Origin of the sequence: Microcoleus sp. M2_D5 (assembly GCF_036701935.1) — a bacterium.
In the GTDB taxonomy this organism is placed as follows: Bacteria; Cyanobacteriota; Cyanobacteriia; order Cyanobacteriales; family Microcoleaceae; genus Microcoleus.
Map to the genome: position 1 here is coordinate 33,214 of NZ_JAUBRP010000036.1, position 12,750 is coordinate 45,963.

13 protein-coding genes and 1 pseudogene are annotated in these 12,750 nt (G+C 44.4%); 8 read left to right on the plus strand and 6 right to left on the minus strand.

The annotated features are described in order from the left end of the window. Nucleotides 1-1,581: pseudogene (locus QUA50_RS16545) on the plus strand (Calx-beta domain-containing protein); the annotation flags it as partial. A 212-nt stretch (nt 1,582-1,793) separates the two neighbouring features. Here QUA50_RS16545 and QUA50_RS16550 read toward each other — a convergent pair. Beyond that, nucleotides 1,794-3,410: a Ppx/GppA phosphatase family protein gene (locus tag QUA50_RS16550; RefSeq protein ID WP_333264535.1), complete on the minus strand. Its 1,617-nt coding sequence runs from the start codon at nt 3,408-3,410 to the stop codon at nt 1,794-1,796. 210 nt (nt 3,411-3,620) lie between these two features. On the opposite strand from QUA50_RS16550, the gene QUA50_RS16555 reads away from it, so the two are divergent. Next, entirely contained in the window at nt 3,621-4,505 is an 885-nt protein-coding gene (locus tag QUA50_RS16555; RefSeq protein ID WP_333264537.1) for a 4-hydroxybenzoate solanesyltransferase, read from the plus strand. 329 nt (nt 4,506-4,834) lie between these two features. Here the strand turns inward: QUA50_RS16555 and QUA50_RS16560 are convergent, their stop codons facing one another. From QUA50_RS16560 to QUA50_RS16570, 3 genes are all read right to left on the minus strand, one after another. Then, nucleotides 4,835-5,002, minus strand: a complete 168-nt coding sequence (locus QUA50_RS16560; protein ID WP_333264539.1) for a hypothetical protein — start codon at nt 5,000-5,002, stop codon at nt 4,835-4,837. A gap of 199 nt (nt 5,003-5,201) precedes the next feature. After that, complete coding sequence (locus QUA50_RS16565; protein ID WP_333298770.1) at nt 5,202-7,208, minus strand: serine/threonine-protein kinase; 2,007 nt, start codon at nt 7,206-7,208, stop codon at nt 5,202-5,204. Nucleotides 7,209-7,375: 167 nt separating this feature from the next. Next, a complete protein-coding gene (locus tag QUA50_RS16570) occupies nt 7,376-8,695 on the minus strand; it encodes an NB-ARC domain-containing protein (protein ID WP_333264542.1) in 1,320 nt (439 codons plus the stop codon). Between the two features lie 210 nt (nt 8,696-8,905). Here QUA50_RS16570 and QUA50_RS16575 point away from each other — a divergent pair, with 210 nt between their 5' ends. From QUA50_RS16575 to QUA50_RS16595, 6 genes are all read left to right on the plus strand, one after another. Beyond that, complete coding sequence (locus QUA50_RS16575; protein WP_333298768.1) at nt 8,906-10,180, plus strand: peptidoglycan DD-metalloendopeptidase family protein; 1,275 nt, start codon at nt 8,906-8,908, stop codon at nt 10,178-10,180. 90 nt (nt 10,181-10,270) lie between these two features. Beyond that, on the plus strand, nt 10,271-10,585 hold the full coding sequence (locus QUA50_RS16580; RefSeq protein WP_333264546.1) for a hypothetical protein: 315 nt from the start codon (nt 10,271-10,273) through the stop codon (nt 10,583-10,585). A gap of 311 nt (nt 10,586-10,896) precedes the next feature. Next, on the plus strand, nt 10,897-11,169 hold the full coding sequence (locus QUA50_RS16585) for a hypothetical protein (protein ID WP_333264548.1): 273 nt from the start codon (nt 10,897-10,899) through the stop codon (nt 11,167-11,169). Nucleotides 11,170-11,386: 217 nt separating this feature from the next. Then, nucleotides 11,387-11,587 (plus strand): DUF6972 family protein, encoded by a 201-nt coding sequence (locus QUA50_RS16590; protein ID WP_333264550.1) that lies wholly within the window; start codon nt 11,387-11,389, stop codon nt 11,585-11,587. A gap of 55 nt (nt 11,588-11,642) precedes the next feature. Beyond that, on the plus strand, nt 11,643-11,720 hold the full coding sequence (locus tag QUA50_RS29275) for a DUF6972 family protein (RefSeq protein WP_445251455.1): 78 nt from the start codon (nt 11,643-11,645) through the stop codon (nt 11,718-11,720). After that, nucleotides 11,689-11,934 (plus strand): hypothetical protein, encoded by a 246-nt coding sequence (locus QUA50_RS16595; RefSeq protein ID WP_445251456.1) that lies wholly within the window; start codon nt 11,689-11,691, stop codon nt 11,932-11,934. The genes QUA50_RS29275 and QUA50_RS16595 overlap by 32 nt, the downstream gene beginning before the upstream one ends. A 336-nt stretch (nt 11,935-12,270) precedes the next feature. Here the strand turns inward: QUA50_RS16595 and QUA50_RS16600 are convergent, their stop codons facing one another. Then, the gene (locus QUA50_RS16600; protein WP_333264554.1) at nt 12,271-12,534 is read right to left on the minus strand and encodes a type II toxin-antitoxin system RelE/ParE family toxin; all 264 of its coding nucleotides are present in this window, start codon (nt 12,532-12,534) and stop codon (nt 12,271-12,273) included. Continuing rightward, nucleotides 12,471-12,728, minus strand: coding sequence for a type II toxin-antitoxin system ParD family antitoxin (locus QUA50_RS16605; RefSeq protein ID WP_333264556.1), 258 nt, complete (start codon nt 12,726-12,728; stop codon nt 12,471-12,473). The genes QUA50_RS16600 and QUA50_RS16605 overlap by 64 nt, the downstream gene beginning before the upstream one ends. Between the last annotated feature and the right edge of the window lie 22 nt (nt 12,729-12,750).

Below are 12,750 nucleotides of genomic sequence, written 5' to 3' on the forward strand. Positions count from 1 at the left end.
ACTCCGACGCCGACGCCTGCGGAAACTCCAACTCCCACGGGAACTCCGACGCCGACGCCTGCGGAAACTCCAACTCCCACGGGAACTCCGACGCCGACGCCTGCGGAAACTCCAACTCCAACTCAGACACCGACACCAATTCCTGCGGAAACTCCCACTGCGACACCAATTCCGACACCGACACCAATTCCTGCGGAAACTCCGACTCCGACGCCTGCGGAAACTCCGACGCCAACTCCAACTCCGACGCCTGCGGAAACTCCGACGCCTGCTGAAACTCCAATTCCGACGCCTGCGGAAACTCCGACACCAATTCCGACACCAATTTCGACATCTGGAGAAACTCCAATCCCAACGGCCAAACCAGGGGAAAGACCGATCGCAACTGACAATTCGATCGCCCCAATCACATCTCAAACAACCGAAACCCCCACACCTGTGCTAATTCCTGTGGCTTCGGAAGACTGTATGTGCGATCGGATCGCTTTACCCGATCGCACTTCCATTCCCGGCCCGAATATCCCTGAAAATACCCTCAACGGTACTGACGGTAAAGATACTCTAACCGGCAGCGATATTAATGACATCATCAACGGTTTCAACGGCAGCGACTTGCTAAATGGCTTTCTCGGCAACGACAATATTTACGGCGGCTTTGCTAGCCCAGTTGCTGTTGGCGCGGATGCAGACAGCGACACTATATTTGGCAACGAAAATAACGACTATCTCATCGGCCACGCTGGGAATGACCTTATTTATGCGGGTAAAGATTCTGATGTGGCGATCGCAGGCAAAGATAATGACATAGTTTGGGGCGACAAAGGCAACGATACCCTACTTGGCGATGAAGGTAATGACAGTTTATTTGGCGGCACTTCTGATGCGTCTGACGGTGACTTGACAGGAAAAGATTTGCTTTTTGGCAATAACGGCAACGACGTTTTGTACGGGCAAGAAAGCGAAGATACTCTTGCTGGGGGCGAGGACAATGATACCTTACACGGCGGCAAAGATAACGATCTAATTTGCGGCGATTCTGGCAATGATTTGCTGTTTGGAGATTTGGGAAATGACACCATCTGCGGCGGCGACGGCGAGGATACGATTTTCGGAGATATTGACAATATCGCGAGGGATGCTAGCAGTCAAAAAGATTATTTGTGCGGTGGCAGCGGCACCGATTTAATTTATGGCAATGAAGATGCCGATCTATTGTGCGGCGGTGACGGTAGCGATACTCTGTACGGGGGTGGGGGTGATGATACTTTGATTGGGGGAATGGGCGACGACTTGTTGATGGGAGACTTCGGAAACGATACGCTGCAAGGGGGAAGCGGGCGCGATTACTTTTTCTTGACTGCGGGAGAAGGCGGCGATGCAGTCGCTGATTTTACGCAAGGTGAAGATTTATTAATTTTGACGGGAGGGTTAACGGTCGATCGACTCAGTATAGTTCAAGAAAACACTACAACTTTTATCAAAATTGCCAACACGGATCAAATCTTAGCTAGCCTCAACGGCGTGTCAGCTAATCTCATCACTCAACAGGATTTTACAGTAATTGGGCTATCTGGTTTGTAGATAATATCGAATCCGGTTGTATCATAATGATAACTAATATCATGTCCGATCGATTAACCATTCTAAAATTAATCCCTCCTGCCTTCAGAAGGCAGGCTAGGGCGATCGGGAGGAGTATGGAGTTAAACACAATATTGGTACTAGACTTGGGGTTAAGTAGAAACTAATGGTGCGAAATACGCACCCTACAGTTTCTCGTTTCCAGTTTGTATTTAAACCGGAACCAGAGTCGATTCCAAAGTTGACACTAATTTGAGATTGTACTCATATTCAAAACACGGCTTTTTATAATCCAAACTCCAGAGTTCCAGAGCGCAATTGTCTTCGGAATTGACCGGCTGCAACCGTAAGTGAAACTCTCGAACTTCCGGGCGGTATTCGCATTTAAAATCAGAAATTGCGCCAATCTGCCGCCTGTCTAAAGCCACAGCTAACCGCAGAAAAGGATGCAGCTTACTGACAACCTCCCGGTATTTTTTAGGAAGAACAATAAAGTTTTCGTGCTTCTTTTTAGGAGGATTTTTCCGGTGATAGCGAGCCAAATTGGCAATTACTTCAATCTCTGTTTCAGTGTAGCCCAATAACTCACCATTGCGAATTAAATAGTAAGAATGCTTGTGGTGCGCTGAATGACTGACGTACAAACCGCAGTTGTGCAAAATCGCGGCAGCCCACAGCAACTCGCGTTCTTCGCTTCCCCAGTTGTGTAGAATTCCTTGAGTTTGGTCGAAGAAATTGAGGGCAAATGCTGCGGTTCTTTCGCTTTGTTCTAAATTGACTTGATATTTGTCAGCCATGTGGAGAATGCTGCGCTGGCGGATTGAACCTTGATAGCGCAAGCGGTTTTCAATTAAACCGTGCGCCAGCATCCAGTCAACAATTACGCCTTCTCGTAAAGAGCGATCGCAAACAGTCAGCGATTCAATTCCTAATAATGTCATAGCTTCCTGCAAAATCATAGATCCTGCGAGAATAATTTCCGCCCGCTTGTCCGACATTCCCGGAATTGCCAACCTTTCGGCATAAGAAAGTTTGCGAAAGCGATTGACTAAATCGCGCAAATCTTTTAAACTTAACTGATATCCGGCTAGGGGATTCGGCACTGTTCCCAACTTTTCGCGAGCGTTAATTGCAGCCAGAGTTTCGATGGTTCCAGCAGTGCCAATCAAGCGCAAAGGTTCGCCAGCATTGAATTGAGAGCGCAATTCGTCGATCGGTCTTTCCAGCGAAATCCGAATATAAGCTTGCAAATAAGCAAACTCTTCCCTACTAATCGGGTCAGTTTTAACAAATTGTCCTGTTAAGCGAACAGCACCAATTTTTGTACTGGTGAGACAGCGAGGCTCAGAACTGTCTCCTAAAATCAACTCCGTAGAACCGCCCCCAATATCAATAATCACCTGGGACTGATTGTTAAACTCCATACCCGAAAGAACACCGAGATAAATTCTCCGCGCTTCTTCCTGACCGGAAATTAAACTCACATTCAGGTCTAATTCTTCAGCAACTTGTTTGAGAAAATCCCGCCCGTTAGGAGCTTCCCGAACCGCACTCGTAGCCACAGCGATAATTTGTTCGGTATTAAAAGTTTTAGCAATATCTTGAAAGCGTCGCAGAGTGGCGAGAGCCCTTTGCATAACCTCTGACTTCAAGCACCCTGTCTTAGGCTCGCAATCGCCCAAGCGAACCGTATCTTTTTCTCTAGCAATAATCGTAAACGCGGGCAATTTCGGATCGATCCGCGCCACCACCATGTGAAATGAGTTAGTACCCATATCAATAGCAGCAATAATGCGATTTGACTCCGCAGAAGGAAGTGAATTAACCATTGGAGTATCGGGGTTGACAGATATTTATGATTATTTCACGAATCCAGTTAGGCATTCTATTAAATTAGCAAAAATCAGGAACTGCTGATGGGTCAAGACTTTCACCTGTTTGAAATTTCGGCCCAAGTGCGATCGCCAGCAGAGATAGTAAGTGATTGTGCCTAAAATTTGATAAAATCTAGAGTTAAAAATATCAAATCTAGAATTGAAATGCTTAAAGAGTCCGATCGCCAACCCGAATCCACATTGCTAACCGTCGTGAGGCTTTTGAGATGGGACAAACCAGCAGGAAGGCTGATTTTAATGATTCCAGCCCTCTGGGCCGTTTTTTTAGCAGCAGACGGGAGGCCGCCCTCCGCATTGGTGGGCACGATCGTATTGGGCACCTTAGCCACGAGTGCGGCTGGATGCGTCGTCAACGACTTGTGGGATCGCGATATTGACCCGGAAGTAGAAAGAACGCGATCGCGCCCCCTAGCATCCCGCGCCCTCACCGTGCAAACTGGAATCGGAGTTGCATTAATTTCCTTTGCTTGCGCGGCAATTCTCGCTTTTTATCTCAATCCTTTAAGTTTCTGGCTGTGCGTCGCCGCCGTACCAGTAATTATCTGCTATCCGCTAGCAAAACGATTCTTTCCAGTGCCGCAATTAGTGCTATCAATTGCCTGGGGTTTTGCAGTTTTAATTAGTTGGAGCGCTGCCGTTGGAAAACTAGAATTAGCGACTTGGCTGCTGTGGGGCGCAGTGGTGCTGTGGACGTTAGGATTTGATACAGTTTATGCGATGAGCGATCGGGAAGATGACCTGCGTTTGGGGGTGAATTCCAGCGCGATATTTTTCGGGAACAATGCCGCTAATGCTGTGGGTTTTTTCTTTGTGGGTACAGTGGGTTTATTAGCAGCAATGGGAATTAATCTGCACTTGCACATTGGTTTTTGGATTGCAATTAGTGCGGCGGCAATTTTGTGGGTTTTGCAGTACAGTCAACTCCGAAAAGCGGATATTCCTAAGCCTGTTTACGGTCAAATCTTTCGCCAAAATGTTTGGGTGGGGTTTGTCATATTGGCGGGGATGATTGTTGGGGAGATTTTTTAGCTAGTCTACGTCGGCAATCCCCGTCAAGACTAGCGATCGCTCTTGCATATAACTCTCTAAGCAACTGCAAAATCTGTAAAAGTACCATCTTGTGAATGATGAAAAGCAAGTACGATTTCGCTTGGGAAACCCCTGCTATTAACAGTTAGTTAGCGATTCCTTCTTCTGTCCAGTCTTCTTCAACAGACTTCTTTCCAACCCCCACCCTACTAAACCCGACTTTTTCCAACTGAACGGGGCGACAAAAGTGCCGACTTTTCTATACTGACAAATTTTGGCTTCCGTGACATCATGTAAATAGGTTAAGTTAATCAACTAAAAAAACGGAGTTAATCAATGGGTTTGAGATTTTTTAGTTTTGGTTTACTGGTTCTCTCTGGAGCAATAATTGCCGTAGATGTCGCACCTTCTCTAGCAGCAAGCGCCCAAACAAACAGAGAGTTGTCACAATCGCAGGCACAAGAGCGATCGCAGCAGCTAATTGCCTGTCGTTGCACTCCCTCAAGCTGTAGTTGTAGTAGCCGTCCTAGTCGCCGTCGTAGATAGGATAATTAGCAGCTATCGACTGACTGCGGTTTTTAGATAGTTGAGGATTGGGTATAAAAGAATAGTCTTTTTTCATTCCAATCCTCTGTTTGTATAACTTAATTGGTAGATCGATTCACCAACAAACTTGCTTGCTGCTACTAAGCTTTATTAAGGAGAAATACTCCAAATCCTAACAGAACTATCTGGACTGCCACTAGCAAGAGTCTGCCCATCGGGGCTAAAAGCAACAGAATAAACCCAATTTGAATGTCCGGTCAGAGTTTGCAATAATTCGCCCGTAGGCAGATTCCAAAGTCTAATGGAGTTGTCATAACTGCCACTTGCAAGAGTTTGCCCATCCGGGCTGATAGCAAGACACCAAACCGAGCTCAGATGTCCAGTAAGAGTGCGCTGCAATTCCCCTGTTTTCGGATTCCACAGTTTAATACTATTTTCAGCAGTACCGGTAACTTCGTTCCTGCCGCTACTGCTAACAAGGGTTTGACCGTCAGGACTAAAAGCGACAGACAAAACTTGCGCTGAATGTCCTTTAAGAGTGCGGATTAATTTCCTACTATTCAGACTCCACAACTTAATAGTCAGATCGTCACTGCCGCTAGCAAGGGTTTTGCCATCAGGATTAAAAGCGACCGAAGTAACGTGGTTAGTGTGTCCGTAAAAAGTATAAAGCAGCTCTCCTGTATTAACACGCCACAGTTTGATTGTTTTGTCATGGCTGCCACTAGCAACGGTCAGACCATCAGGGCTAAAAGCAATCGATCTAACATCACTAGAATGACCTTTGAGGGTGCCCAAAAGCATCCCGGTATCTAGATTCCACAACTTAATTGTTGTATCCTTCTCATTTTTCGCATTCTCCTCTAGTTGCGGTCCGGTAGCTAGCAATTTTCCATCCGGACTAATCGCAACCGACCAAAGCTTTGATGAAGCTCTAGATAGTTTTTTAATGACTTTCCCTGTACGCCAATTGTAAAGTTCGATCGGTTCCTCGTAACTACCTCTGACAAGGGTCTGTCCGTCAGGGCTAAAAGCAACTGAGGTGACAGCATCAAATAGTTCCGAACCTCCTTTCAAGGTGTTGATTAGAGAAAGATTTTTTAAAGGTGCAGGAGATGGAGCTTGTAAAGGAACAAATTTAGGTAAAATTAATACAGTGATGCTGGCAAATACTGTTATTCCAATTCCGACTAATGCTTTCTTAGTTGTAGCTAATGACTTCAGCCACTTTCTTTCAGTATTCAGCGGGCTAATTCCCTGTAACTCAGCCGGAGGAACTGCCGACAACCCTTCTGCACCAGGGCATTCAATCTTAGCTATAGCGTGTAAAATTGCTTCGGGATTTTTCGGTCTATTCTTGGGATAGAAAGCCATCAGCTCATCAATTAAATCTGCCAGCAATCCCGAAATTTGTGGTACTTTATCTCGCCAAATCACCTCTTCATATAGCTCGTCTTCAAGGTCAGATGGATTTTTTCCTGTTAAAAGAAAGACAAAAGTGCGTCCCAAGGCGTAGAAATCGGATTGAGGCAGCGCTTTGCCGTTTTTTTGCTCGAACGGGGCGTAGCCTTTGGTATATATCTTTGTGACTCCCCCCTCATTCTCGTCCGCAATTTTTGCAAAGTAAGTGTTTGTGACTATCCGCACTGCTCCAAAGTCGATTAACACCAGTTGACCGTCAGGTTTCAATATGATATTTGCTGGCTTAATATCTCGGTGAAAATAATGCTGCTGATGCAAGTAAGCTAGAATATTTACCAGTTGCTTTAACCAGTTAATTGCTTGTTCTTGGCTGATTGGTTGATAATCTCTCTGCTTTAGCCATTGCTGCAAATTATGACCGTAAATTTTCTCCATTACTAGACAGTAAAGCGTGTTTTCTCCTTCTTGATATAGAAAATATCCGTCTGGTTCTACTTTAGGAATCCCTGGATGATCTAGTCGTATTAAAACATTAGCCTCTCGTTCAAACAGGGATACTGCTATTTGTTTTTCCTGCAAGTTTGAACAATTCTCAAAATGCAGAACTTTGAGAATTTTTGGTGTCCCTCGCTCATCAACAATATCAAAGATTATTCCAAATCCTCCGCGAGTATCCAAATCTAACTCTTGCACAATACGATAGCGATTTTGAAGTATCAATCCAGGCTGAAGCATGGCAAATAAAATATGCTTTATTTCAACTCTTCGGACAGTTTTCGATCGCCAAAAGCGTAGGATTGGGGTTTCAGGGCGATCGAAAACGAGGGCAACGCTAACAAAGCACACTATAGGCTTTCGGGAAAATCAAGGATTTCTGACTGCGACCTAAAAATTGTTGTTTGTTACATACAATAATGATTAATAACATATTTCCTAATTACAGGCTGTAGCCTAAACGAGTCTTGACCGATTTCGGTTTCGATCAGCGATCTCCAACTCAATGACTCCAAAATATTCATTAATGTTGAGCTAGATATATCCGACGAAATCTCCGCTCGCAATTGATTAAAGTCAACAGACTTGTTAAGGATAGCTAATTGACACATGATTTTTATTTCTAAATCAGTTACGCGTTCAAACATCTGGGATAAAACTACCTCTATTTGACCTCCTATAAAGACAGTACCTGTTTTAAGAAATTCAGAAGTTTTACCAGCAAATAAAGTAATAATTGTTGCAGAAATTATCCATATTGCTAACGGATTTCCTTCGTACCTTTCAATAAAATCATTCCATTCTTTTTCTTTTACTAACCCTCGTTCGAGAAGAATTTGCTGTGCGGCTTCATTTTTCAAGCCACTCACTTTATAAGAGCGAACAAGACGAGTTCGATGTTCTAATAATGAAATTTCTAGAGATTTTTCTGAACTTGTCAACAACAAGCAGCTTTTATGGCTCAATTCACCTACTTTTTTGAAAAATCTACCGTAATCCTGATATCCGTCTCGATATCTGCCAGCCAACAAACCTGTTTCCATAATTGTCTCGACTCCATCAATTATTACCAAACATCGATGCGCGTTTAAACACTCGATCGCTCGCGAGATGGCATCAGAGGGTGTTTCTGGTAAATTTGTTTCCTCTTGGCTACAGATAAATCGGACGATCTCTTTAAGGAAGGTATGTATGGGTGGAGTGCGATCGAGACTTCGCCAGATAATGAAATCAAAATCATTTTGAATTTTTTGTGCCAGTTTGACAGACAGAGACGTTTTGCCAATTCCCCCCATGCCCAAGAGTGCCACCAGCCGGCAGCGGTCTGTTACAATCCACTGCTTCAGTGCGGTCAATTCTTCTGTACGTCCGTAAAAAACAGAGACATCAGGGGCTTCCCCCCAATCTTGTTGAGAACGGGAGATCGCTGCTTCTGGCAATTTTTCGGGCAGTTGGAGAGTTGGTGAGGAGCGATCGTATTCCTCTAGTACATTCTTAAAGCTTTTTTTTCTGACCGGTTTCCCCAGTGCCGATGACAGCAGCGGCCACAATTTGGAACCTAACTCCTTAACATAACTCGGATGGCAGTTACAATCCTCGGCAATTTGGTCGTAAGTCTTATCTTCTAATGCCTTACGAAATATCTTTTTTTGCAGATCGGTTGGGGATTTCCCCGTCTGAGCACGAAAAGATGCCTCTGCACGTTCTAACGCAGTGTCAACGTTCATATTCGGGAGTTATGCAAAAATTATTCTTTAGTATAACCCATTTTCCGATCGCCCTACTTTTTCCAACTCTTGCCGACCAACTCAGCCAAAAGCGACTTTAATCGACAAAATTGAGCTGTGAAACAACCCACTTTACAAGACTGAAAAATTATTGGTTTTGAAACAAGATGGTAAATGTCAAGTCAATCGATGAAAACAGGAGTAACGATTATGCCTTTACCGACAACCGACCAACAGTGGGATTTACAAAGTGGAGATGGCTGGCAATTTGACGATAATTCCAGTACAGGCGGTAAGCTTACCAATATCAAAGAAGCCTCACCAGAGGTGAAACAACTCTCTAGAGAGTTGTCTCAAAAATTGGTTGGATTCTCCGCCACAATGACTGGTGGTTATGCCTATATTAATCGGGATGTGTTGATGAAGATTACCAAACCAATACTCATAGGAATCGCCGGATTTGTTTCTATCGGTGTCGCTGCTTTACCCATAAGTGCTGCACTGCTCAACGAGACAGCAGCAACCAACAAAATCCAGAAGCAAAGCAGCCCGCCACAGCTACTGGCTCAGGGAAATTCTTGTATTAACGGTGCTACAGTTTCACCAGCCTTCACTGCCAAAACATCTTCTGGCCCAGTCAACATTCGTTCCGGGCCTTCTTTAAGCGCATCCGTTGTGGGAACATTGCCCGGAAATCAAACTTTTCGCTTTGACGGGTGGGCTCACGGCGATACTGTCATGGATGCAGGATTTAACCCTCCGCGACCCGATGCGCGGTGGTATAAATTGGAAGGTCAAAATCGTTGGGTTGCCAGTGCCGTAGTCGTTGGCAATGCACCTAACTCTACCCCAACCTGCACACCTTCTGGCGGCGGCTATTTTAACACTTTAGCCTCTTGGAATGACTCGCAGTGGGAGAATGCTATCAACAGTGCTAGCGCCCTCAACTCCATCAACAATAATCCCAATTCAGACCTCGGACGCATCTACAGAGATTTATCCAATGATTTATTTGGTCGGTATTTTCCACTAACAGGAGCCTACATTTCTGATGACTATTTCAGAGCAACAGGCGGTCGTTTTGGCTTTCACGGAGGCATAGATATCGGTACCCCAGTAGGTATTGAAGTTAAATCTATGGTAGACGGAACTGTTGTCATTGCCCAGCGCAATCCTAATGGCAGCACAAACCAAGATGGCATTCTCACCATCAAAGCTGCCAACGGTACTAACTACATCTATATGCACTTGAGTGAAATTAGAGTCACTCAGAATCAGCAGGTAAGGAAAGGCACAGTAGTTGGAAAAACTGGGGCTATGGGAGGAGGCAGGGCCAACGCCTTTCCTCCGCATTTGCATTATGAAGTTGCTCGTCCCAACTTTCCGTGGGGTTCTTTACAAAACCCTCGTGCAACGACTAAAGTTCAGTTTCGCGAGCGCACTTTCAACCCCCTGAAAAATTACTGGGAATTAAGGCGTCGCTAAAAACTAAAACAGCATGAAAAATTTCATTAAGTTAATTTCTTTCAGGCTGTTTTAGGCATCGCACTTCAACAATCAACCACAAATAACTCTATGGTCAAAACCTTGTATCAGCTTGCTGCCCTATCTGTAGCCCTTATCCAATTTACCGCTGAAATTGCCCTCAGCAATCCACAGCAGCCCGTCAATTCCCAATACCCAATCGTATCCCAACCCGATGCCGCACCGCCAATTTGCTATATGCAAACAACAGGCGGCATAACTTTGGATCTGAGCAATATTTGCAAAAAAGCAACTCGAAAACCAGCCGTTAATTCTGAAAATAGCCCTCCCCAATTAGAGCAGCAAACACCTCAGAATCCAACGCTTGGTGAATCCCCATTAGGACTGATGTCATATCCGCGTTAAAAATTTCCTTTTTTTAGTATCTAACCACACATTCACGATCGCATCAGCTCGATTTTTGACAAAAGCGAACGATCGCATATTTCCGAATCACAGGCTGCAACCTCAAAAAATCCTGACCAACTTCTATTTTAATCAACCATCGCCCTTCTTGCATCCGCGTTAATCAGCGTCCATCTGCGGTCAAAAAAGAGCGATCGTCCTTTCTAACAATTCAGAAGGGCGATCGCCCGTTTTATGCTCAATCATGACGATCGCCCCGATCCCATTTGCTATAATCTCAAGTAGTATCTCATTTACCAACAGCCATCGATATGACCGATGAAGAACTCAAGCAACTAATAGAAAGCAACGCTAGGGCAACTCAAGCTATGTTAGATAACATGGCAGAAGCAAGACTCGAAAGACAGGAGCTTCGAGACGGAATGGTACAATTGCAAAATGCTGTCGTGCAATTGATTAACGTTCAGTCAGGAATTGCTAACTTACTTACTTCTCTAGATGAAGATCGTCCAACTGTTCTGAGAAAGCTAACCACAATTGAAAACAAGCTCGATCGACTTCTAGGACAAGAAAATGCTCAGTAAGTAAAAGAGCGAGATTCGTGAGTCAAGAAGATCGATCGCCCTTCCTGCATCCGCGTTAATCTGCGTCCATCTGCGGTCAAAAAAGAGCGATCGCCCTTTCTAATAATCCAGAAGGGCGATCGATCATCATACAATAATCCCGCTGCTATCTTGTATATCTTTTAGTGAAAAGGCATAAAACATGGGATAATCAATATATTTTATATCCGCTCAATTTATGACCGGAATCAACCGCGAACTAAGCATCGACACCAAACACGTTGCTAAACATCTACCCGACACTTTTGAAATGCAAAAGCTACTCAAACAAGAAGGTAGCGTTCATGTCTTTAACGATCGAGCTACAATGGAAATGGTAGCTCAAGCTATTATTGCTAATGGAGAGTTTATAGGCGTAATTCGCGGTCACGAGCGTTAATGGTCTCTATTTTCCTCACCCCATTGGCTACAGACTTGACAGCAACAATAGTAGAATACCACTTAAGTATGGAGAAATTAAAATCAAAGGAGATAAATACCCTGTCATCCCCAGAACTAGACCTAGCCAATAACTGGGAATTCACAGAATTATGGGTAGATCCGACAGCCTCACCACCTTACGTCCTAATTTTACTCGGTGACAGTTCAGGTAATAGCTGTGTCTACGATCCTGCTCAAAATTATCAGATTGTATTTTCTAGTTCAGATTATCAAGAAGCTAAACTCTGGCTGTTAGAAGATGAATACGAACGAGTAGAACGTCGGTTACAATTGGAAGCAGCATGACCCCTATTTTTCAGAAAAGGGGGAAGAGCGATCGCCCTTTCTCGGCCAGATTCAGAAAGGAGCTCGCCCATCATTCATCAAAAGATCGATCGCCCTTCTGACATCCGCGTTAATCTGCGTCCATCTGCGGTTAAAAAAGATCGATCGCCCTTTCTAATAATTCAGAAGGGCGATCGATCTTCAACTTCCCACCTCAAGAGTAAAGATTTACTCATTCTCATCAACATTATCCAAGATATCTTCGATGTCCCGTGCCCCGTGAATCACGCGCAAAATTTCTACCTCTGAGTCTATGAGACGGTAGAAAATCAGATATCTTCTAAAACCTTTAATAGCTTATTGTCGCACATCGATTAAATTAGGATGAGAAAATTGACAGCGTTTTCCCATTTTCGGCATTTGGGCCAATTGTTTAAACGTTTCTTCGGCCGCGACAAGAAAGCGATCGGAAGCATCCATATTATCTTCCGCCATGTAAGTGGCTAATTCAATCAAGTCACGGATAACTTGCGGACGTTTTTGGATCGAGGTAATTTTTATTCCTGCAACCCCTGATTCTGGGAAATACGCGATCGCACAGCTTGACGAATCTCCATCCAATCTTCCTCTGTCATCGCGGTAGGATTTCCCGATTCCAAACCCTCTAATAACATCGCTTCCAAACGTTCTGAAGCTTTGCGTTTTTGGTCTTGGCGAATTAACTCACGGAAATACTCGCTAGCTGTACTGTAACCACCTTGAGCTACCTGTGCTTCTACATAAGTTCGCATTGAGTCAGGTAGAGAAATATTCATGCTTGTCACGGGTATTACTTAC

Coding starts and splice junctions, on each gene's coding strand:
- QUA50_RS16605 (WP_333264556.1), bottom strand. CDS start 12,728: ATGAATATTTCTCTACCTGACTCAATGCGAACTTATGTAGAAGCACAG.
- QUA50_RS16575 (WP_333298768.1), top strand. CDS start 8,906: ATGCCTTTACCGACAACCGACCAACAGTGGGATTTACAAAGTGGAGAT.
- QUA50_RS16555 (WP_333264537.1), top strand. CDS start 3,621: ATGCTTAAAGAGTCCGATCGCCAACCCGAATCCACATTGCTAACCGTC.
- QUA50_RS16565 (WP_333298770.1), bottom strand. CDS start 7,208: ATGCTTCAGCCTGGATTGATACTTCAAAATCGCTATCGTATTGTGCAA.
- QUA50_RS16570 (WP_333264542.1), bottom strand. CDS start 8,695: ATGAACGTTGACACTGCGTTAGAACGTGCAGAGGCATCTTTTCGTGCT.
- QUA50_RS16550 (WP_333264535.1), bottom strand. CDS start 3,410: ATGGTTAATTCACTTCCTTCTGCGGAGTCAAATCGCATTATTGCTGCT.
- QUA50_RS16580 (WP_333264546.1), top strand. CDS start 10,271: ATGGTCAAAACCTTGTATCAGCTTGCTGCCCTATCTGTAGCCCTTATC.
- QUA50_RS16590 (WP_333264550.1), top strand. CDS start 11,387: ATGACCGGAATCAACCGCGAACTAAGCATCGACACCAAACACGTTGCT.
- QUA50_RS16585 (WP_333264548.1), top strand. CDS start 10,897: ATGACCGATGAAGAACTCAAGCAACTAATAGAAAGCAACGCTAGGGCA.